Source organism: Candidatus Baltobacteraceae bacterium (genome assembly GCA_036488875.1).
Lineage (GTDB): Bacteria > Vulcanimicrobiota > Vulcanimicrobiia > Vulcanimicrobiales > Vulcanimicrobiaceae > JAFAHZ01.
Map to the genome: position 1 here is coordinate 47,787 of DASXGW010000010.1, position 20,376 is coordinate 68,162.

The following is a 20,376-nucleotide window of genomic DNA, read 5'->3' on the forward strand; positions in this document are numbered from 1 at the left end:
GCTCCAACGGCCTGCCGGCCCTTCGAGCGTGACGAGCGAGCCCCTGGGGAAACCGCCGCCCAAGACCCGGTCGAGGGCCGGAACGGCCGAGGGAATTAACGACTCGACCCGAGGGCGGGGGGCGGCGAACGCAGCGTTATCGAGGTCCGCTTTTAGGGCGGCAAAGGCGGTATGGCGGGAGGGGGAAAGCTGACTCGGCATCGCCATGGGAAACCATGGTATCGAACATATGTTCGATAGTCAAGGGCGGCGCCGCTAGTTCGTCTTTTTGGTGCTCACCGGCGAGTTGGAGCACAGCGCGGCGCTATCGAGCACCGATTTCGCCGCATCGTTTTCGCGCTTTTGCGTCTCGCCGATCGTCCAGTTCAATCCCTCGAGCAGGCGCGTGACCGGATTGTAGCCCAGCGTCAAACCCGGAACGTTCGCGAGATCGATGCTATAGGGATTTTGCGGAAGTCCGGCTTGATTCGGATTACCGTACAGTGGGTTTGGCGACGGAGTCCCGTACTGGTGCGAACTCGTGAAATCGCTGTGCTGATTGACCGACTCGATGTACTCTTGGCCCGAGTGCTGGAGATCGGCCATCTGTTGCGTATCGACGAAGCCGCTGATGATATCGAGCGAGGCCTGCTGAGTCGCCAGCGCTTTGAGCAGTTTCGCGCGAATGTCGGCAAGATGCGCGTCGTCTTCGGGAGTTCCCGAGCCGTGCGTCAGCTCCGGAGAATCGAGAATCTTCTCAATGGCGATCGCGTTGTTGGCGATCGGACCGATCAAGTTTTCCATTCCGAGCAACGCCATGTTTTGCGACGGGTTGAGGAGAGTCTGGGCAGCACCACCGGTCGAGGGAGACCCTGGATTGTAACCGGCGTTCGCGCTCGTGCTGTTGTCGACGCCGTAGAGGCCGGCTTGATTATAACGCTTGAAGAGGTCGGGGCTCTTGCCAATGGTGCGATCGCTTTGCAGCATCATGCTCAAGGCCGGGGCTATGTGCTTGTGCAGTTCGCTGCACAACGGCCGAGTAATGATGTGATAGATCTGCGGAGGAGGCGTCCGCGTAGCAGCGGGCGCGGGAGTGGGAGCCGCCGCCGCGGCCGTCGGGGAAGCGGGAGCGATCGTGGCGAGCGCTACGATCAGCACCGCGGGGAGAGCCTTGTACATCCCTGCCATTCTACTCCCCCAACGGCTGTGGAGGCCTGCTTGTTACGCCTGAGCTTTGGTTAGTTTTTGCCAACCGCGCTGGCGAGCGAGAGCGTGCCGGCCTGAGCCAAGTCGTCGGCCGTCTGGCCGCCGTCGTGCGACCAAAGTTGCAGTTCGCCGGTCGACGAGAGCCACCGCGAGAACTGTACGCGTGACGACGATCCGAGCACGTCGAGCGGAATCTTCATCGTCACCGTATAGCCGCCGCTGTACGATGCGGCCGCGGTGTCCCACCCGGCAGTATTGGCGGTGCTGTCGTCGGTGTGTTTGCCGTCGAGACCGACGCCCAGGTGATATCGCTGGCCCGTGCTTCCGCCGGGCCAAAGGTCGATGGCGACCGAATCGCCGCCGGGCAGACCGACGAGTTGTTCGCTTTGCGGAACGTCGAAGCGCACGTAGAGCGCCGAGTTATCGCGCACGACGTGAACGTCAGCGGGCTCGGCGACGCGACCGCCGGACGAGTCGAACGCGAGCGTTGCGCTGCCGGCCTTACCAAATGCCGACGGCGCGTGCGGATCGAGCGACGGTGCTGAGGCAACTATTGGAACGTCGAGTGAGGTCGCTGCAAACGCCGGTGCTGCGCTCATCGTTATACTCAATGCGCCGGCAAGAGCGAGAATGGAACGTTTCACGATGGTACGATCTCCTTTGTCGATGAGTGTCGTTTAGTTGGCACATGTCTTTCGATCGATCGCGACATGTACGAGGGTTCGATGGCGGTGTTTCACGATGCCAGCGCGGTGACACAGCGCGACGTCAATCACGTTCCCTTCTCGGCACCGGCGTAGAAGATCACTTTTACGAGAGCTTGGGGGACGGTTACGAGCGTATTTGGATTGCCGTACGCGACGTACAGCTCTTCGTTACGCAAACGGAGGTGATAGGCTATCGATACGTTGGAGCAGGTTCCCATGCAGTTACCGCCGCCGTTGGGATCCGGCGGATAGCCGACGACGCGGCGAACGCCCACGGCGAACGAGGAATCCGACGACACTTGATACGAGTACGAGACGCCCTCGAACCATTGCCGGTTGTCGCTGCCGTGCGAGAAATACTGAGCGGTATTGTCGAGCGTGAACGTCAGTGCGCCGCGGCTTCCGACCCGAATCGTCGAGTTGCGGAACCACGTGTCGAGGCGCCCGTTGAGCCCGTAGTTTCCGGTATAGTATTGAATCTGGGTCGGCGTCGCCGACGATCCGTGGGTCGGGAAGTTATTCATGTTGTTCTGCATGCCGCTGTGAAAGGTCAGCGAGAATCCCGCATTTTGCGATAGCGGCTCTAAGAGCGTTCCGAATCGCCAGTAGTCCGATCCGGAAAATAGCTGCAGATCGATGGTATTTTTCGTCAGGATGTCGATCAGCGCTTGATTGTCGCTCTGCGCGATACCGTACTGCGGACCTTGGTAACGATCCATGAATCCCGAAACGCCGACCGACGAGAGAAAGTCTTGGGGTGCTAACGTCCAGACGCGCGCGCTGTACAGCGCGTATCCCGCGATGCCGGGATGCGAGTCGAAGCCGTCGACGGGATTGAACTGCGAACCGACGCTGCGCATCGATCCAAAGAGCGCGAAGTGCTGATTGCCCCAGCCGGTACCCGCGTCCCACCAGGTCGCCTGACCCGGATTGGTTACCAAGGTTCCGGTTTCGTTGGCATAGTTTACGTACGCGCTATAGTACTTGCCGTTGAACCAATTCACACCGACTTGGTTGGTGACGTCGACGACTCCGGGAACGTCCGCCACGACGTGCTGGAGCGCCCCGTTCCACTGCGTGTTCGGGGACGTATAGTTGAGCGCGCTGGCGGCGTCGGTTCGTCCGTCGCCGATCGCATCGAAGGCTGCGAGTCCAAACTCGCCCTGACGCCCTTCGAAGGCGTAGCCCTGCGCCGGCGTCGGAATCGCCGGCGTGTACAGCGTCGTGCGAAAACCGTTGCAGACGTTGCAGTTGAACTGGTTATAGTAGGGTGCCGATTGCGTGAAGAACGGCCGTACTTCGCTAAAGACGCGAGGAAAGACGGTCGGAGAAATCGACTGCTGATCGATCTCCACGTCGGAGTAATCCGGGTGGAACGTTCCAAAGAAGGCGGCCGTCTGCGCCACCGGCACCGACCAATCGGCACCGACGCGCGACGTCGATCCGCCCGCCGACGAACTCGCTATCGAACCCAAGCCGTAGATACCGACGCGAGGCTTGGGAAGCGGCGCGCGCGCGACGATGGGCACGTTTACGTAACCCGCGCGCATTGGATCGTCCGGATTGGTCTGAGCCGAATCGTACGACCACACGTTGAGCTCGCCGCTGGACCGAACGTAGCGCACGAACTGCATCCGCCACGTTCCCACTTTAGCGCCGTGAACGACCCTCATCGGAATCGCCATCGTCACGGTGTAACCGCCGGCCGTGCGCGTGCCGTGCGTCTCCCACTGCGGCGAAAACGCGGTGTTCTCGCTGGAGTACTCGTTGTGCGCGCCGATCGGGTTCGATTCGAACTGGTACTGAAACCCTGCGGCGCCGGTCGGCCAGAGGTCGACCCAGACGGCGTCGTCGCTCCAGGCGATGCCGCCGCCGATGTTGGCGCCGCCGGTAACCGTGTCGTTGCTGTGCTGATTGTCGACGATCGGCTCGGACTGCTTGGCCTCGAACCGGACGTAGAGAAACTTGCCGTCGGTCGTCACGAGAACGTCGGTGGCGTCTCGCGCCGGCTGCGCGTGCCCGACGTCCCACGTCAGCTTGACGTTCGTGGCCTTATCCCACTGCGACGAACCGCCTCCGGCAGTCGCCGGGGCAGCGAGCTCGGTGACGGCGATTTGCGGATACGTGGCCGCCAGCGCGCCGCTTGCCGTATACGCAGCCAGCAGCGCGGCTAGAGCGATCGATCGCTTCACGGAAGAATGGCTCCCGCTAAATCGGAGTGCGCGTGCGCGCGTAGGGTTGCGGCATCGACCGGCGTGCACTGCTTATGCTCGCAGAGCAGAGCGCCGCGCAGGTCGGCGCCGTGCACGTCGGCACTCTCAAACGAAGCGCAACCCACTTGGCGATTTACCGTAACGCCGCCGACGACGTCGGTATTGTAGTTGCACAGCCGCGCGTTGCGCAGGTCGGCATTACGAAGGTCGGCGCCGCGGAAGTTGACGCCTTCGAGATCGGCGCCTTCCAACCGAGCGCCGCTTGCACGCGCGCCGCGCAGATTGCCGCCGGGGATCCCAATCCCGTCGAGATTGCGACCGGAAAGATTTGCGTCGCTCATATCGCACCCCGCGCATGCGTGCAGCAGTCCGCGGACGTCTGCGTCGGAGGCGCCGTCGAGAACCTCGCGTAAGTCGACGCCCGCGAGCTCGGCCGTTTCGAAACGCGCGCCCGCAATGCGCGCGTTACGCAGGCTGATCCCTGCGAGATGCGCGCCGCTAAAGTCCGCGCCTCGCAGATCGGCGTCGTGGAAGCTCGCGCCGGCCAGATCGGCGTCGCGGAAGCTCGCGTTACGAAGATCGGTATGGGCGAAGCTCGCGCCGACGTATTTCGTGTTCGAGAGATCCGCGCCGCGCAGATCGCGGTTCGCAAACGAACATCCCACGCAGTTCGACGGCAAACCCGTAACCAGAGCGAGGACTACGGCGAGGATGGAGATCACGTTAGGCTCCTTTTGGCGATCGAGAGGGACGCGGGGAACCAAGCCTCTGCGCGAGGCTCCAATTTCAGGCAGTTAAGGTACCGAGTAGCGGGGTCTAAGGTTCCGGGCTTCGGCGAACCGAAAAATCCGTACCGATCATTTTCGTTTTCGAGAGATCGACCCGGCTCAGATCGACGCCGCTGAGGTCGCAACCGTTGAACGTCGTTCCGTCGAGCCGAGCGCCGTCGAATTTGGCGCCGCTGAAGTCGTCGCCGACGAACTCCGAGCCGCTCAAGTTTGCGCCGCTCAGGTTCGCACCACTAAAATCGATGCCGCTCGTTCTTACGCCGGAAAGGTCGATGCCGCTTAGGTTGGCCTTGCTGAAGTCGCATCCGGTGCAGGTGTTGAGGATGGCACGGATTTCCGACGAGGTCATCTGCGCTCCGGTGAACTGGCAACCCGAGAGCTTGGCACCGCTGAAGTCGGTATCGACCAGATTGGCACCGGAGAAATCGCACCCCACGAGCTGCGCGTCGTGGAACTTGGCACCGCGAAGGTTCGCGTGAGTGAAATCGACGCCGCTGAGGTGACTCGACGAGAAGTCGGCTCCCTGCAGATTCGAGTTGCTCAAATCGACGCCCGTGAAGTTCCGGTTGCGCACGTCCTTGCCGGCCCAGTTGGCGCCGGAGTAATCGCACCCGCTGCACTCCCCAAGCGCGCTCTGCGCAACCATGCGATGCAAGGGCATGCCCTTGAGCGTGCTTTTCACGATCGAGTCCACGTCGACGTGCGGAATCGCAAAGTTCATCGCCGGTACGTGAACGTTGGCGGCCGGAACGCGAACGTCGATCTCGGGCACGCGAACGTTGGTCTCGGGCACGTGAACGTTAGTCGCGGGAACGTGAACGTTGGTCGCGGGAACGCGAACGTTGGTCGCGGGAACGCGAACGTTGGTCGCGGGCATGGCCGGCAACGGCGGAGCGCTGCGGAAGACGATGATCTTCTGGATCTTCGGAGCCGGCACCGAAACCGCCACGACCGGCGGCGGAATCGATAACGCCTGCAGACACGGTGCTGCAACCGACGGCGCGACCGCCGCGATGGCAAGCGACAGCGTTGCGACGATCGCGATCGCGATGGCAGCCGGACCGATCGCCAGCGTCGTGGCGATGTTACGGCCCGCGCCGAGGAGGCGCTCGATGCGCAGCGAGATATGCTTGCGCGTCGCGAAGACGCCGGGCGCCGGAATCGGCTGGCGCGGCCACGCCGACGTTTCGGCCATCTTGGTCAAGCACATCGCGTAGGGACGCACCGTTCCGGTCAGCGAGAGCACCCAATCGTCGCACGCTACTTCGCGTTCGAGATCGAGCTGCTGCGAAACGAACAGCGCGGCGGGATTCCAGGCCAGCAGCGCCAGCGCGATGCGCTGGAAACCGTTCGTCCAGTCGTCGCCGCGGCGCAGATGCGCGAGCTCGTGCAGGCTGATTTGATCGACTTCCGTTGCGGACAACAGCTCGAGCAGCGAACGCGGTATCAGGATCATCGCATCGAACAGGCCGACCGCAACCGGAACGTCGGTCTCGTCGCTCACGCACAGGCGCACTTCGCGCGAGCCTTTATTCGCGCGCGCCCAGCGGTCCATCGCGTCGCGGTACTCTAAGGGAAGCGGTAAGGCGTCGCGTTTGAGTTGCTCGAGCCGCACCAGACCGATCGCCAGGCGCACCAACGCGACGAGTGCCAGAACGGCCCAGAGCGCGAACACACCGATGGCGAGGGGGAGGGGGAACGTCACGCGGAAACGAGGCGGTAGCGCGGCCAGCTGCGCGGTGCTTTGCGCCGGCGTTGAAGCGGGCTCCAATCGGGTGGTGAGGGCGTGCGTCACCTTGGGCGCCCTCCCCACCCGCAGCGCCTTCGCCGTGGTTTTCGGCGAGGACGAGGTAGTCGCCGTCGAGGCGGTTGCCGTCGAGGGCGTGCTCGGGGTCGTAAGCGTGAAGAACGGAAGCGTCGTGGCGATCGGAACGATCACGACCGCCGCCAATGTGGTGCACCAGATCGCGTAACGCGTCGACGCGTTGATCTGCGGCCACGTGCGAACCAGCAGCCAGACGGCCACCACCAGCAACGGCCCTTCCCACAAGGCGTTCAGAACGACGGCGGCGATCGGCGAGGCGATCGCGTTGAACGTGTCGACGAGAGCGGCAAGCATTATTGGCCCTCCTCGTACTGCTCGATGAGCGCCTTCAGACGAGTTAGTTCGTCGCGCGAAGGCTTCTCGTTCTCGATCAAGCGTAGCGCGAGCTCGCCCGCGCTGTTGTCAAAAAACCTTGAAAGGACGTGGCCCACGGCGTTTTGAGCCGCGGCTTCCCGTTCGACTAGCGGACGATAGATGAACGCCCGGCCGGCCTCTTCGTGCGCGACGTAACCCTTCTGCTCCAGAATGCGCATGGTCGTCAGAACGCTGTTGTAGGCGATCGGCGGGGGCGGCAGCGCGGCCGTCACTTCCGCGACCGTCGCTTGCCCTTTTTGCCAGAGCACGTCCATGAGCCGCAGCTCCGCTTCCGTAAGGGTTGTCGATCGTTTCCGAGCCAAAACGGGATACCTCCTAAGAAATTAGTTGTATCCTACAGCCTTTAAGCCCGGCTGTCAACTAATTCCTTAAGGGGCTACCCGGAGCAGCCCAGCTCTTTCGCACGGTCGCTGCACGGCAGCGGGTTACGCTGCCCCGAGATCACCCGTTTCCGAAGGAGACCCACCCATGATTCTTCGACTGGGAGCCGCGCTGGCCGCGCTTGCGCTTGCATCGGCATGCGCGCATTCGTCCCCGCCATCGAGTGCGACATCGCAATCGTCCGCGACGTCACCGTCGTCGGGCGCTCTCGATGGGGTCAAGTACCGGGTCCCGCTCTACTCGAGCAACGTAACGAGCGCCGCAACGCCGGGATTAGAACCCGGCATATACCAGTTTCAGACGTCCGACTCCGCGCCCGCCGTAGTCGCGTGGTACAAGTCGCACATCCCGAGCGACATGGGGGGCAACTGGGTCAGCAGCGATCCCAGCGGGCCTGCCGACATAACGGACTGGAGCTACGTTCACCCGCATCTAGCGGCGGGCGACTTCTCCGTAGATGTCGAGCACGCGCGAGGCAGCGTGTCGATTTATGCAACCGGCACCAAAACCATCGTCGAAGTCGTAGACCGGTGACCGGCATGAAATATATCGCGCTCGCCGCATTACTTCTGGCCGTCGCGGCCGGCCACGATGGAACTCTGCCGCTCTATCCGCACGGCGCACCGGCGCTCGGGATGGGCGATATCCCGGCAAACGCATTGGCCCAAGGTGTTCCCTACCAGCAAACGACCAACGATAGCGTGGATGCCGTCGATCGGTGGTATCGAGCAAACCTCCCAAGATCGTGCAGCCGAATGAGCGCGTCGGGGGCGGTAAAGTATACGTGTCCGGGCGGAGTCATCGTGATCCAGAGTCACGGCGGAACGATCGTTTCGTTCATCCCACCGCTTCATCCGTAGTTCGACGTTCGTTTAGGACGGAGTTCCCTCGACGGTCTCGAGCGCTTGCTTCTCTTCGGTGGAGATGACCATGGTGAGGTCGAGCATGATGATGAGACGCTCGCCCAGCTTGCCGACCCCTTGGATGTACTCGGTGCCGACGCCGGCCACCATTTCGGGGGCGTCCTCGACGTTTTCGATGGGAATATTGAGCACTTCGGAGACGCTGTCGACGACAATGCCGACGCGCTTGTTGCCGATTTCAGTCACCACGATCCGGGTGCTCTTGGTCGGGTTGATCCGCGACATGCCAAAGCGCGTGCGCAGGTCGATGATCGGAATCAGCTGACCGCGCAGATTGATCACGCCTTCCATGAAACGCGGCGCGCGCGGCACGTGCGTGATCTCGACCATGCGAATGATTTCTTGTACCTGCGCGATGTCGACGCCGTACTCTTCACCGCCCAGGCGGAACGAGACGACTTGAACGACTTCGCCGGATAGTTGCTGGGTTTGCTCTCTGGTGTCGGCCATGGGTTCGATTATACTCCGGAGAATTCGGCTCGCGCCGCTTTGCCGCTGAGGTGCGCTTCGCTGACGAGCGAGTGAACGTCGATGATGAGCGAGATCGAGCCGTTACCGAGGATCGTCGCGCCCGAAATGCCGGGAATCCTTCCGACGACGTCGGATAGCGGCTTGATCACGATCTCCTGTTCGCCTTCGAACGAATCGACGACGAGGCCCACTTGCTTGCCCTGCAAGCCGACGATAACGATCATGACTTTTTCGGGGTCGCGCTGACCGCCTAGCTGGAAGAAGTCCGCAACGCGCACGAGCGGCACGACCTGTCCGCGCAACGTGATGACTTCGTTGCCGTGCACGGTCCGGACGTCGGGCATTTCGACACGCTGCGATTCGATGACGGAGTCGAGGGGAATCGCGTAGAGCTCGTCAACCACGCGGATGAGCAGCGCTTGGATGATCGCGAGCGTCAACGGAAGCTTGATCGTGAAGCGCGTTCCTTGGCCGGCAACGCTGTCGACGTCGAAAATTCCCTTGAGGCTCGTGATGTTCTTCTTCACGACGTCCATGCCGACGCCGCGGCCGCTGACGTCCGAGATGACTTCGGCGGTCGAAAATCCCGGCGTAAAAATGAGCTCGATGAGCTCACGATCGCTCAAACGATCTTCGGAGGAGATCAAACCTTGCTTGATGCCGCGCGCGCGAACCTTTTCGAGATCGATGCCGCCGCCGTCGTCGGTCACTTCAATGATGATCTGATTGCCTTCGTGATAGGCGTTGAGCGCGATGGTTCCCGCGCGCTGCTTGCCGCGCTGTTGACGGACGTCGGGCGGTTCGATGCCGTGGTCGACGCTGTTGCGCAGCAAGTGCATGAGCGGCTCACCGACTTCGTCGACGATCGTCTTGTCCAGATCGGTCTCCGCACCCGAAATTACGAGCTGTACTTCTTTTCCGCGCGCTTTGGCTACGTCGCGCACGAGGCGCGGGAACCGGTCGAAGACCTGTCCGATCGGCACCATGCGCACCTTCATGATCGATTCTTGAATCTCGTTGGTCGTGCGCGCGAGGAGCGCCGCCGAATCGGCGAGATCCTTAGCCAGCGGCGCGATAATGCCGTGCTGCGCGCCCATGGTGCCGCCGGGGCCCGCCGCCGTCGCTTTGTCGTTCATCAGGCGCTCGAGCGTATTGGCGATGTCTGAAATGCGCGTGCGGTTGATGACGAGCTCGCCGACGAGGTTGAGCAATGCGTCGAGACGTTCGATATCCACGCGAATCGTTTGGTGGAGCGAGCTGCGCTTGCCGCCGTCGGCCTGCTTTTGCGGCTTTGCGGGCGCTTCGGGTGCGGCAGCCGGGGCCGCGGCAGCAACCGCCTCGGGAGGCGGTTGCGGTGCCGGCGCGGGGGCGACCGCCGGTGCGGGTGCCGGTTCGACGGCGGCTACGGCTGCCGACGAACGCTGCGCTTCGGCCTCGGCGAGCAGACGCGCGACTTCGGCTTCGAACGCGTCCACGTCGGCGGGACTGGCCGCTTTGCTTTCCTCCGAGGCCGCCGCTTCGAACGTCATCTCCGCCCCGATGTTTCCTTCGATGACCTGCGACGTCTCCTCGTAGATCGCCACGAACTGATCGAGCCGCGACAGATACTCGACGAGCCCGCTGGGCGGCGGTGCGTCGCTGACGGCCGTTTCGACGAGGTCGGTAAGAAAGTCGCGCCCGTGAAACAGAACGTCGACGGACGTTTCGGAGAGCGGCATGCGATCTTTGCGCAGCAGATCGGCGAGGTTCTCGAGCTTGTGCGCGACGCCTTGAACCTCGGTGAAGCCCAGCATTCCGCCGCTGCCTTTGATCGTGTGCAGCGCGCGGAACAGTGAGTTCACGATCTCGGCGTGACCCTCTGCGCTATTGACGCACTCTTCCAGCTTGAGCAGATCGGCGTCGATCTGCTGCAACAACTCTTCCGCTTCGTCGCGAAAGTACGCAACGAACTCTTCGCGGTTAAAGAGTTCGTCGCTCATTTGGAAGGCGCTCCGGCTCCGCCTCCGCGCCCCCCATGCTGCGCATGGGGCCCCCGGGCCATGGCGCGCGACACATCTCGGTGGGCTTGAGATTCCCCTAGGGCGCGCCAAACCATCATTATCGCTCTAACCGTGATTCAGCGGGACTTCGTCCTGCAGCTCACTCAACGCCGAATACCGAGAGCAGCGGGCCGAGCGAGCCGGTTTCCGGTATCAGGATGAACTGGCCGGCGACTTCCTTCTCTTTATCGAGGAAGCTGGATTCGATCAAGAACACGTCTTGATCGGGGAGGATCGACATCAGCGTCCGGAACGCGGCCTGCACCGTGCCGTACGAGAGCGTCGGCACCGACGGGAGCAAGTTGCTGCCGGTCAGCTGAATGATCGCCGTCAGATACGAGCCCGCGATGATATTGCCGAGCTCTTTAAGCGTCGAATCGGCGATGGAATCGAAGATCTGAATGTCGCCGATGACGCGATGCAGGAACTGGCTGACGAAGTCCAGCGCCTGTTCGCGATCGAAGAGCACGACCATCTGACCCGGCGCCTCGCCGCGCACGTACATGTGCAGCGCTGCCACCGTGCGGTTCTCGTGACCGACGCGCGACGCCAGATCGCGAAACTTGATGACGTCGATGCGCGGCTCGCTCAGATTAATCTTCGCATTGAGCAGCTGCGACAACGCGGTCGCCGCGTGTCCCGCGCCGATGTTGCCGACTTCCTTGAGCGCGTCTTTTTGGAGCTCGCTGAGGTTGAGGGATTGACCCGAGCTCATGAGAGCACCTTATTGATCGTTTCGAGAATTTTCGGCGGTTGGAACGGCTTGGTAATGAACGATTTCGCTCCGGCTTGAATGGCCTCGACCACGAGCGCCTGCTGACCCATCGACGTGCACATGATGATGCGCGCGTTGGGGTCGTGCGCGATGATCTGTTTGACGGCGGTGATGCCGTCCATCTCGGGCATGACCATGTCCATCGTGACGAGATCGGGCGTCAGCTGCTTGTACTTGTCGACCGCCTCGACGCCGTTCTGCGCCTCGCCGACGACTTCGAATCCGTTCTTGGACAAAATCCCTTTGATCATCATTCTCATGACGACCGCATCGTCGACGATGAGGACCCTTTTGCTCATCCGTAGCTCCAAAGGCGTAGTTGGCTTAGGAAGGGACGCATACGCGTCCCCCTCGCGGCGAGCACTTCGACGCCCAGACCAGGCCGCCCCGCCGCTACTCGTATCATGCTAGTCCGCGGCTGCGCAGTTCGGATTGCTTGCGATTGATGAACTCGATGATCGCGTTATCCTCTTCGGGCCGAACGCCGCGAAACCGCACGCCGTGGGAATGCTTTCCGGAGGCGCGGATCTCGTGGTGGCGCATGACCTCCGCGAGCAAGACCAACGGCGGCTTATCCTCGCGCAGGGTCAGCTTGACTTCGAGCGTGGTCCCCGGCCGCAACGGGCGGTCCGTGGTGAGCGCGCATCCGCCGCGGCTGATGTCCCCGATGGTGGCCCGCACGAACTCCCCCGAGCCCTTACCGTTGATAGCGAAGCGCCACGCGCCGGTGACCAGCGCGCCGAGACGCACGCTCGAGCGCTTCTGCGCGGCCTGCGCGGCGCCGACCAAATCGACGCGTTTAGGCGGCTCGAAGTAGGTGTTGCTGCCTTTGACGGCCACGATCTTGGTTTGCAGGCGGAAGCGCCCGGCGGGGGTCGTGTAGACGAACACCGCGGGTTCGCCCAGCCGGCCGATCACCTCGCGCGTGACGATCCCACGGTCCCCGCACTCGTCAACGGTTACCGTCCGGGACGCCCGTCCGCCGACGACGACGTCGACGGCAGAGTTGCGCTGCGGCAACTTTGCCGGCGGTATGGCCGATTTTCCTAAGAACGACTTCAGCATGTGCGGTTAGCTCGGCGATCCCATGGGCGCGGCGGCATCTTCGGTCGTCGAAATCTGTCCGATCGACTCGACGCGCAGACCCGGCGGAATCTCGGAGTACGAGAGGACGACCAGTTGCGGCGCGGCCCGTTCGGTGAGCCGTTTGAGCGCTAGACGCACCGACGGCGAGCATAGCACGATCGGCTGCAGTCCGGCGTTCTGCGCGGTCGCGATCTGCCGCGTGAGCGACGTGTAGACGCGCGCTACGGTGTTGGGATCGAGCAGCGCGTACGCGTCTTCGCCGCGGCGCACCGCTTCTGCCAACAACGCTTCCAGGCGCGGGTCCACCGTGATGACCGACAGCAGGCCGTTCTCTGCGTACTCGGCCGAAATGTGCCGAGCGAGCGCACCGCGGACCTTCTCCGTGAGATAGTCGATGTCTTTGCTGACGCGCGCTGCGTCGGCGAGCGTTTCGAGGATAAGCACGAGGTTGCGAATCGGAATGCGTTCGCGCAACAAGCTTTGCAGCACCCGCTGCACCTCGCCTACGGTTAGTAAGCTCGGAACGAGCTCCTCGACGACGACCGGATAGTGCGACTTGATGTTGTCGAGCAGCGCCGACGTCTCTTGGCGGCCGAGCAGATCGGGCGCATGCGACTTGATGATTTCCGTCAGATGCGTCGCGATGACGCTCGTCGGATCGATCACCGTATATCCGGCCATCTCCGCTTCGCTGCGCGCGCCTTCGGAGATCCACAACGCGGGCAGCCCGAAGGCGGGCTCGGTCGTGGCGATGCCGTCGAGCGGCGCCGTTGCCGTTCCCGGATTCATCGCCATCAGCCGGCTGACCATCACTTCGGCCTGCGCGACTTCGAGGCCGTAGATCTTGACGACGTAAGCGTTGGGACGCAGCTGCAGGTTGTCGCGAACGCGAATCGGCGGCACGACGATACCGAGATCGCGCGCGGAGTGGCGGCGAATCAACGTGATGCGCTCGAGCAGATCGCCGCCCTGGTTCACGTCGACGAGCGGGATGAGGCCGAAGCCGATTTCGAGCTCCATCGGATCGTACGACAGCAGCGGCACGACGCTCTCGGCCGGCTTGGGCGCTGCCGTCGCGGCTTTCTGCGCGGCGAGCAGCGCTTCGCTCGGAGCGTTCGCGACCTGCCGGCGGCGGTAGAAATACAAGACGAACATCAAGGCCGCCAGCGTGAGGAGAATCGGGCGAGCGAGGCCGGCCAGTCCGAAGACGGCCGCCATGATTGCGGCGATGAGCAGTGCGTTGGGCTGCGCGGTGAGCTGTTTGCTGATGTCGCGCCCGAAATCGGATTCGTTGGCGGCGCGCGTAACGATAATGCCGGTCGCGGTCGAAATCAAGAGCGCCGGGACCTGCGTGACGATGCCTTCGCCCACCGTGAGCAAGGTAAAGCGCTGCAGCGATTCCGGTACGGTCAGGCCGAGCTGCGCGACGCCGACGATAAAGCCGCCGATCGTATTGATCGCCACGATGATGACGGCCGCGATTGCATCGCCGCGAACGAACTTGCTGGCACCGTCCATCGCGCCGTAGAAGTCGGCCGACCGCTGGATGTCTCTGCGGCGCTGACGCGCCTCGGCTTCCGTGATGAGGCCCGCGTTGAGATCGCCGTCGATGGCGAGCTGCTTGCCGGGCATAGCGTCCAAGGTAAAACGTGCCGCGACTTCGGCGACGCGCCCCGCACCGTTGGTAATAACCACGAACTGAATGATGACCAAGATGAGGAAGATCACGAATCCGACGGCGTAGTTGCCGCCGACGACGATCTGTCCGAAGAAGTTGATGACTTCGCCGGCGTAGCCGTGCAGCAGAATCTGACGGGTCGCGGTGATGTTGAGCGACAGCCGAAAGAGCGTGATGACCAGCAACAGGGTCGGGAACACCGAGAACTGCAGAGCGTTCTCGGTATAGAGGCTCGTGCCGATGATAACGAGCGCGACGATGATATTGATCGACAAAAGAACGTCGAGCAGCAGGGGCGGGATCGGGACGATCATCAGCAAGACGAGCGCGACCGAGCCGGCCGCGACCAGCAGCGGCAGACTCTGCCCTAAGCGAGCGACGAACGACTCATTGCCGTTAGCCGGCGATTGTGCTGCAGCCACCTAAGCTATCGTCTTTCTCTTGAGCTTGAAGACGAACGCGATCACCTGCGCTACCGCGGCGTAGAGGTTCGGCGGTATCGCCTGATCGAGCTCGACCTTTTCGTACAGCGTGCGCGCCAACGGCGGGTTTTCCATGATCGGCACGCCGTGTTCTTCGGCGAGCTGACGAATACGCTTGGCCAATAGATCGGCACCTTTTGCGGTGACCACCGGTGCCTCCATCTCCAGCTCGTTCCACTCCAGCGCCACCGCGAAGTGCGTCGGGTTCGTCACCACCACGGTTGCGCGCGGCACGGACGCCATCATGCGACGGCGCGCGAACTCGCGCTGGCGGCGCTTGAGCGCGCCCTTGGCTTCGGGATTACCTTCGGATTGGCGCCACTCGTCCTTGACTTCCTGTTTGGTCATCTTCAGGCCGTCTTCGTACTGATAGCGCATCCAGGCGTGATCCAATAAGCCGACCACCACCAGCAGCAGCGCGAACTTCCACGCGAACGAGAAGATCACGGCGGCCACGCTCGTCAGATACGCTTCGGGATTGGTCTGCCCGATCTGCGCGAGGAAGCCGAGATTGTGCGAAATGGTTTGAAACAGGATGGCGATAACCGCCGCCAACTTGACCAGCTGCTTACCGAGATTAAAGAGGATTTGTTTGGAGAACAGCCGCGTAAATCCGGAGAGCGGATTGATCTTCGAAAAACTCGGCTTGAGCGTCTTGGCCGAAAAGATGAAGCCGAACTGCCCAACGTTGGCAAGGAAGCCCAACGTGAACGCGACGCCGAAAATCAGCAGCATGAGCGGCACGTAGGGTTCCGCCGCTCGCATCAGGAGGATCTGCACGGAGTGGATGTTCGGGTCTTGGACGGTGCCCGCGTGGGTAAAGGCGTTCTCGATCGAGGCTTGCACCGCCATTTGAGCGCGGCTGAATAGGCCGTAAATAAGGAACACGAGCGCAAAGAAAATGACGGCACCCGGCAGCTCTTGGCTGCGGGGGACCTGGCCGCGTTGCCTGGCCTCCTGCCGGCGCTTCGGGGTCGGCTTCTCGGTTTGCTCCGGTCTGGCCATTCTTCCATGTTTTCGGCAGCGCTCTCACGCCCCGTTAAAGTTCGCATGGGGGAAAGCGGCGGCGGCCTGCCAATAAGGAGCGTGCTCTCCACCCAGGATGACAGAACCCAAACCTTTGCTTAAGGGAGACCCCGCTTTGCGACCACTGCTGCGCTCGAGCGTTTTCGGATTACTGGCTGCCGCCCTTTTGGCCGCTTGCGGCAAGGGCACGCCGTTGACGTCGGGAACCGCGACCCCGGGGCCGCCCTATATGCCCAATGTCAGTGCCGAGTTTAAGGTGCCGACCGCCAACAGCCGCCCGATGGGCCTCGTCGCACTCAGTTCTTCGACCGGATCTGCTACCGTAACGTTTGTCTGGTTCACCGAAAACGCAGCGAGCAAAATCGGCGAAGTGCTCCCTAACGGCGCGATCCAGACCCCCGAGCCGCTGACGCCGACCAAGAACGCCGGTCCCAACGGTATCGCTTCGGGTCCCAACGGCTTGCTGTGGTTTACCGAGACGAACATCGGAAAAGTCGGCCAGCTCAGCGGCACCACGACTCAATACCCGGTCATTTCGGAGTTCTCGCTTTCCAATGCCGCGCGCCCGACCAGCATCACGCTGGGTTCCGACGGCAACATGTGGGTAACCGATCCCGCAACCAACGCGATCTGGAAGATTTCGCAAAAGGGCATCGTGGGGGGGCCGTGCACGCTGCCGGGCGGCGCCGACCCGACCTCGATCACCACCGGCTCCGATGGATCCCTCTGGTTTACCGAACCCGGCATCAATAAGATCGGGCGGCTTCCCGTTACCAACACGTCGGCGTGCGGCACCGTCACGCAGTTTAACGTTCCGACGCGCAACGCCGGCCTCGCGACAATCGTCGCCGGCGCCGACGGCGCCCTATGGTTTACCGAACGCACCGCCAAGAAGCTCGGCCGCATGCTCATTACCGGTCACGTCGCCGCGGAGTACTCGCTCAATCCGGCGTCCTCGCCCACGGCGCTCATCGAGGGCCTCGACAATAACTTCTACTTCTCCGATCCCAGCAGTAACCAAATCGGGCAGTTCGTGACGTCCACGCAGAAAGTGAAGCTCTTCAAGATCCCAACGGCCAACTCGCAACCCGGCGCGCTGACGATCAATCCGGCAATCGGAGGCACGGGAGAACTGTACTTCGTCGAAACCGGCGCGAATAAAATCGGCCAGTTTAAATACGTCTGTTGTTAGTCCGGTTTTTGAGCGCCTAAACGCGGAGGCCGCGCATGACGGCGTCCATCTCGCGGGCTACGTCGTGGAACATGTCGGGGCCGACGATCCCCAATAGGCCGAGGCTGAGGGCCAACGCCGTGAGACCTACGGCGATCTGCAGCGGGAAGCCGATGACGAAGACGTTCATCTGCGGTGCGACGCGCGCCATGAACGACAGCGCTACGTTCGTGATGAAGAGCGCGGCGGCCGGCGGCGCGGCGATCTTAAAGACGTTGAGCAGCGCGAGGCTCAGGAACGACACGGAGTTGCTCATGACGCTGGGATCGAGATTGATGAACGGCAGCGGAACCAGCGCGAACGAGCCGGCGATGCCCTGGATCAGCAGATGGTGCGAGTCGGTGATGAGAAAGACCAACGTCGCAATGGCGAGCTCCAACTCGCCGATGACGGTGATGTTCTGCTGAGTGCTGGGGTTGATCACGTTGGCGACCGCGAAGCCGATCTGCAGGTCGATGAGCTCGCCCGCAAACTGAATGCTGACGAAGACCAGCGACGCGATGAAGCCGATGATCACGCCTAGAACCACCTGGGCGATCACGGCCGCAACCAGCTCGTAGAAGTTTGGATGCAGCGCCACCAGTGGCACGGTGCGAAAGAGTATGAACGCGATGAGCGCGCCGAACCCGAAGCGCACGTGATGCGGGATCTGCGGCGCCGAGAAGATCGGGAACACCGCGAGCATGCTGAAGACGCGGACGAGAACTAGAAAGAACGTCTCGAGCTGCCCAACCGTTACGCCGAAGACGTCGACCACGGGTTATTTGATTGGGATGTGGGCGACGCTGGCGAAGACGCGGCTTGCGAAATCGGTCAGCATCGCCAGCATGAACGGCCCGAAGAACAGAATCGCGATTCCCGAGACGAGGATCTTGGGGATGAACGCCAAGGTCGGTTCTTGGATCTGCGTGACCGCTTGAAAGATCGACACGGTCAACCCGACGATCATGCTGAGCACGAGCACCGGAGCCGCCACGATCAACGTTACGAAGAGGGCTTCGCGGCCCAGACCGATGGCGTCGGCAAAACTCATTGGCGGAAGCTCTGGAAGAGTGCGGCGACGGTGAGGTTCCAGCCGTCGACCAAGATGAAGATCAGGATCTTGAAGGGCAAGGATATCAGGATCGGCGGAATCATCATCATGCCCATCGAGAGCAAAATGCTCGCCGTGACCATGTCGATGACGATGAACGGAACGTAGAGGGCGAAACCGATCTCAAACGCCGTCTTGAGCTCGGAGATCACGAAGGCCGGAATGAGAATATAGGTCGGGACGTCGGCCTGCGTCGCCGGCCGCGGCTCCTTCGAAATCGAGTAAAAGAGTTGCAGATCCTTGTCGCGCGTCTGCTTGAACATGAACGTTCGCAGCGGCGCCGCAGCGCGATTGATCGCGACCGACTGGGTGATCTGATTTTTCAAATACGGCTGGACGGCGTTGCCGTTGACGTCCTTGATCACCGGACCCATTACGAAGAACGTCAAGAGCAGCGCCAATCCCACGAGGACCTGATTGGGAGGCGTCTGCTGCGTGCCGAGCGCCGTGCGGACGAAGCTGAGCACGACGATGATGCGCGTAAACGACGTGACGAGCACGAGCAGCGTGGGAGCCAGCGAGAGCACCGTCAGCAGCAACAGAATTTGCAGCGCACCGACGACCTGTTTGGGATTGGTCGCCTGGCCTACGCCGACGTTGATGTTGGGGATCGGGACGTTTGGAGCCGTGGGTGCGGTCTGCGCCGCCGCGATCGAGGGCAGCACCCACAGCAGCCCGACGGCGATCGCCGAAACGATGAAAAAGAGACGATGGCGATAGGCAACGACGCGTAGTACGCCCAGTACTCGCTTCATTACTGATTGCGTGAGCGAATCCAGCGTGCGGGACTGAGCAGCGTGCGGCCGGCGGCCAACGCTTCCCGCTCGTGAGCGAGCCAGGCATCGACGTCGTCCCCCGGGAGTTCCGCCAGCATCGAGACGTTGCCGCTGCTCCCGCCGACCAGAAGATAGCGCTGACCGACTTTTACGACGTGCACCGAGGCGTGCTGCGACAGCATCGTCGATTCGAGCACCGTGACCATGCGCCGGTTAGCCGAAGCGAAGACGCGGCCGCGCGCCAGACTGCGCACGATGATATAGAGACCGCCGAGCATGAGCGCGACGATCGTCAGGGCGAGAAAGTAGTTGACCCAAAAAGACCAGGACACCGCGTTATCCTGCGTGCGCCCTTCGACTTCGCTCGCTACGCTCGCTACGCTCAGGATGACAGTATTTCATCCGGCGTGCGGGTTTAGTTCGCTAATCTTGACCGCGTATTTGTCGTCGACCACGACGACCTCACCGCGCGCGATGAGAATGTTGTTGACGTACAGGTCGATCGGTTCGGCGGAGAGCTTGTCGAGCTCGAAGACGGTACCGGACTGCAGCGAAACCACTTCGCGCAGCGGCATCACGGACTTGCCGAGTACCGCGCTGATCTGCAGCGGCACGTCGTGCACGAGATCCAGATTGGCGTGGCCGGGATGGGCGGCCCGAACCGGCGTCGGCTGCATCGGCGTAAACGCAACGTTTTGCGCGTTGGGAGGCGGTCCGGCCGGAGCCTTCTTCCGGTCCGGCGCAGGTGCAGGCGGCGGGGTTGCGGCGACGGACTCCACGGCGGCGGAAACCGGTGCCGCCGTTTCGGCTGCGGGAACGTCGCCCATTTTCGACATCGTGATCGCCGCGAAATCGATGCTGACGTGCGGCGTGAGATCGCTGCCGACGCCGATGGTCGCTTCGTACGACTCGAACGGCGGCGGCGGCAGCGCCGTCGCATCGGTGCACAGTTCGGCGTGAATACCGTCGGGGGAAACCTTCAGATCTTTGGCGAGCGCTTCGGCCATGGCGACGGCAATCTGCGATACCGTCTCCGACGCGATAGAGAGCTGCATCGGCCCCATTTCGCCGAGGCCTTCGGCTCCGCCGAGCATGATGCCGACGACGGCCTGCATGTCGGCGGTCGGAAAGCGGACGACGACCTTAGCGCCGATCGATGGAATCTCGGCGAGCGTGATGAGCTCGTCGCCGTCGGTACGAATCGATCCCTCGTGATCGTTGCGCGCCGATCCGGTCGGTGCCGCGGGCTGCTCGACCAGACGGCCGAGCACCGTACTCGCGGCAACCAGCATCGAATCGGCGAGTTGTTTCATCTCGGACAT

At 62.4% G+C, this 20,376-nt stretch carries 21 protein-coding genes; 3 read left to right on the plus strand and 18 right to left on the minus strand.

Translation table 11 applies throughout. The features are described from left to right. Positions 1 to 255: 255 nt before the first annotated feature. The 6 genes from VGG89_12245 to VGG89_12270 all read right to left on the minus strand — a co-directional run bounded on the left by VGG89_12245 (position 256) and on the right by VGG89_12270 (position 7,395). Positions 256 to 1,158 carry a hypothetical protein gene (locus VGG89_12245; GenBank protein HEY1977314.1) on the minus strand — a complete coding sequence of 301 codons (903 nt, stop codon included), beginning with the start codon at positions 1,156 to 1,158 and terminating at the stop codon, positions 256 to 258. Between the two features lie 59 nt (positions 1,159 to 1,217). Further along, positions 1,218 to 1,829, minus strand: a complete 612-nt coding sequence (locus tag VGG89_12250; GenBank protein HEY1977315.1) for a hypothetical protein — start codon at positions 1,827 to 1,829, stop codon at positions 1,218 to 1,220. Positions 1,830 to 1,957: 128 nt separating this feature from the next. Continuing rightward, positions 1,958 to 4,084, minus strand: coding sequence for a hypothetical protein (locus VGG89_12255; protein HEY1977316.1), 2,127 nt, complete (start codon positions 4,082 to 4,084; stop codon positions 1,958 to 1,960). Further along, the gene (locus tag VGG89_12260) at positions 4,081 to 4,827 is read right to left on the minus strand and encodes a pentapeptide repeat-containing protein (protein ID HEY1977317.1); all 747 of its coding nucleotides are present in this window, start codon (positions 4,825 to 4,827) and stop codon (positions 4,081 to 4,083) included. The genes VGG89_12255 and VGG89_12260 overlap by 4 nt, the downstream gene beginning before the upstream one ends. A 94-nt stretch (positions 4,828 to 4,921) precedes the next feature. Then, the gene (locus VGG89_12265) at positions 4,922 to 7,012 is read right to left on the minus strand and encodes a pentapeptide repeat-containing protein (GenBank protein ID HEY1977318.1); all 2,091 of its coding nucleotides are present in this window, start codon (positions 7,010 to 7,012) and stop codon (positions 4,922 to 4,924) included. Beyond that, complete coding sequence (locus VGG89_12270; protein HEY1977319.1) at positions 7,012 to 7,395, minus strand: BlaI/MecI/CopY family transcriptional regulator; 384 nt, start codon at positions 7,393 to 7,395, stop codon at positions 7,012 to 7,014. Before VGG89_12270 ends, VGG89_12265 begins: the two co-directional genes overlap by 1 nt. A gap of 166 nt (positions 7,396 to 7,561) precedes the next feature. Between VGG89_12270 and VGG89_12275 the strand changes: the two genes are divergently transcribed. Together VGG89_12275 and VGG89_12280 are read left to right on the plus strand one after the other, a co-directional pair. Then, entirely contained in the window at positions 7,562 to 8,008 is a 447-nt protein-coding gene (locus VGG89_12275) for a hypothetical protein (GenBank protein ID HEY1977320.1), read from the plus strand. Positions 8,009 to 8,013: 5 nt separating this feature from the next. After that, positions 8,014 to 8,334, plus strand: coding sequence for a hypothetical protein (locus tag VGG89_12280; protein HEY1977321.1), 321 nt, complete (start codon positions 8,014 to 8,016; stop codon positions 8,332 to 8,334). A 12-nt stretch (positions 8,335 to 8,346) separates the two neighbouring features. Here the strand turns inward: VGG89_12280 and VGG89_12285 are convergent, their stop codons facing one another. From VGG89_12285 to flhB, 7 genes are all read right to left on the minus strand, one after another. After that, positions 8,347 to 8,847: a chemotaxis protein CheW gene (locus VGG89_12285; protein HEY1977322.1), complete on the minus strand. Its 501-nt coding sequence runs from the start codon at positions 8,845 to 8,847 to the stop codon at positions 8,347 to 8,349. Between the two features lie 8 nt (positions 8,848 to 8,855). Beyond that, positions 8,856 to 10,847 carry a chemotaxis protein CheA gene (locus VGG89_12290; GenBank protein HEY1977323.1) on the minus strand — a complete coding sequence of 664 codons (1,992 nt, stop codon included), beginning with the start codon at positions 10,845 to 10,847 and terminating at the stop codon, positions 8,856 to 8,858. Between the two features lie 160 nt (positions 10,848 to 11,007). Next, positions 11,008 to 11,622 carry a chemotaxis protein CheC gene (locus tag VGG89_12295; GenBank protein ID HEY1977324.1) on the minus strand — a complete coding sequence of 205 codons (615 nt, stop codon included), beginning with the start codon at positions 11,620 to 11,622 and terminating at the stop codon, positions 11,008 to 11,010. Then, complete coding sequence (locus VGG89_12300; GenBank protein ID HEY1977325.1) at positions 11,619 to 11,981, minus strand: response regulator; 363 nt, start codon at positions 11,979 to 11,981, stop codon at positions 11,619 to 11,621. The genes VGG89_12295 and VGG89_12300 overlap by 4 nt, the downstream gene beginning before the upstream one ends. Positions 11,982 to 12,084: 103 nt before the next feature. Beyond that, complete coding sequence (locus VGG89_12305; protein HEY1977326.1) at positions 12,085 to 12,747, minus strand: PilZ domain-containing protein; 663 nt, start codon at positions 12,745 to 12,747, stop codon at positions 12,085 to 12,087. Positions 12,748 to 12,753: 6 nt separating this feature from the next. After that, the gene (gene flhA / locus VGG89_12310) at positions 12,754 to 14,868 is read right to left on the minus strand and encodes a flagellar biosynthesis protein FlhA (protein ID HEY1977327.1); all 2,115 of its coding nucleotides are present in this window, start codon (positions 14,866 to 14,868) and stop codon (positions 12,754 to 12,756) included. After that, on the minus strand, positions 14,869 to 15,933 hold the full coding sequence (gene flhB / locus VGG89_12315; GenBank protein ID HEY1977328.1) for a flagellar biosynthesis protein FlhB: 1,065 nt from the start codon (positions 15,931 to 15,933) through the stop codon (positions 14,869 to 14,871). It lies immediately after the preceding gene. Positions 15,934 to 16,069: 136 nt separating this feature from the next. Between flhB and VGG89_12320 the strand changes: the two genes are divergently transcribed. Next, positions 16,070 to 17,146, plus strand: coding sequence for a hypothetical protein (locus VGG89_12320; protein ID HEY1977329.1), 1,077 nt, complete (start codon positions 16,070 to 16,072; stop codon positions 17,144 to 17,146). Between the two features lie 16 nt (positions 17,147 to 17,162). Here VGG89_12320 and fliR read toward each other — a convergent pair whose 3' ends face one another. The 5 genes from fliR to fliN form a co-directional block, all read right to left on the minus strand. Continuing rightward, on the minus strand, positions 17,163 to 17,942 hold the full coding sequence (gene fliR / locus VGG89_12325; GenBank protein HEY1977330.1) for a flagellar biosynthetic protein FliR: 780 nt from the start codon (positions 17,940 to 17,942) through the stop codon (positions 17,163 to 17,165). Between the two features lie 3 nt (positions 17,943 to 17,945). After that, positions 17,946 to 18,218: a flagellar biosynthesis protein FliQ gene (gene fliQ, locus VGG89_12330; protein ID HEY1977331.1), complete on the minus strand. Its 273-nt coding sequence runs from the start codon at positions 18,216 to 18,218 to the stop codon at positions 17,946 to 17,948. After that, positions 18,215 to 19,033, minus strand: coding sequence for a flagellar type III secretion system pore protein FliP (gene fliP, locus VGG89_12335; GenBank protein ID HEY1977332.1), 819 nt, complete (start codon positions 19,031 to 19,033; stop codon positions 18,215 to 18,217). Before fliP ends, fliQ begins: the two co-directional genes overlap by 4 nt. Beyond that, a complete protein-coding gene (locus VGG89_12340; GenBank protein HEY1977333.1) occupies positions 19,033 to 19,386 on the minus strand; it encodes a flagellar biosynthetic protein FliO in 354 nt (117 codons plus the stop codon). Before VGG89_12340 ends, fliP begins: the two co-directional genes overlap by 1 nt. A 66-nt stretch (positions 19,387 to 19,452) precedes the next feature. After that, positions 19,453 to 20,376 carry a flagellar motor switch protein FliN gene (fliN, locus tag VGG89_12345; protein ID HEY1977334.1) on the minus strand — a complete coding sequence of 308 codons (924 nt, stop codon included), beginning with the start codon at positions 20,374 to 20,376 and terminating at the stop codon, positions 19,453 to 19,455.

Coding starts and splice junctions, on each gene's coding strand:
- VGG89_12245 (HEY1977314.1), bottom strand. CDS start 1,158: ATGTACAAGGCTCTCCCCGCGGTGCTGATCGTAGCGCTCGCCACGATC.
- VGG89_12265 (HEY1977318.1), bottom strand. CDS start 7,012: ATGCTTGCCGCTCTCGTCGACACGTTCAACGCGATCGCCTCGCCGATC.
- VGG89_12275 (HEY1977320.1), top strand. CDS start 7,562: ATGATTCTTCGACTGGGAGCCGCGCTGGCCGCGCTTGCGCTTGCATCG.
- VGG89_12280 (HEY1977321.1), top strand. CDS start 8,014: ATGAAATATATCGCGCTCGCCGCATTACTTCTGGCCGTCGCGGCCGGC.
- VGG89_12285 (HEY1977322.1), bottom strand. CDS start 8,847: ATGGCCGACACCAGAGAGCAAACCCAGCAACTATCCGGCGAAGTCGTT.
- VGG89_12290 (HEY1977323.1), bottom strand. CDS start 10,847: ATGAGCGACGAACTCTTTAACCGCGAAGAGTTCGTTGCGTACTTTCGC.
- VGG89_12295 (HEY1977324.1), bottom strand. CDS start 11,622: ATGAGCTCGGGTCAATCCCTCAACCTCAGCGAGCTCCAAAAAGACGCG.
- VGG89_12300 (HEY1977325.1), bottom strand. CDS start 11,981: ATGAGCAAAAGGGTCCTCATCGTCGACGATGCGGTCGTCATGAGAATG.
- VGG89_12305 (HEY1977326.1), bottom strand. CDS start 12,747: ATGCTGAAGTCGTTCTTAGGAAAATCGGCCATACCGCCGGCAAAGTTG.
- flhB (HEY1977328.1), bottom strand. CDS start 15,933: ATGGCCAGACCGGAGCAAACCGAGAAGCCGACCCCGAAGCGCCGGCAG.
- fliQ (HEY1977331.1), bottom strand. CDS start 18,218: ATGAGTTTTGCCGACGCCATCGGTCTGGGCCGCGAAGCCCTCTTCGTA.
- fliP (HEY1977332.1), bottom strand. CDS start 19,033: ATGAAGCGAGTACTGGGCGTACTACGCGTCGTTGCCTATCGCCATCGT.
- fliN (HEY1977334.1), bottom strand. CDS start 20,376: ATGTCCGAGATGAAACAACTCGCCGATTCGATGCTGGTTGCCGCGAGT.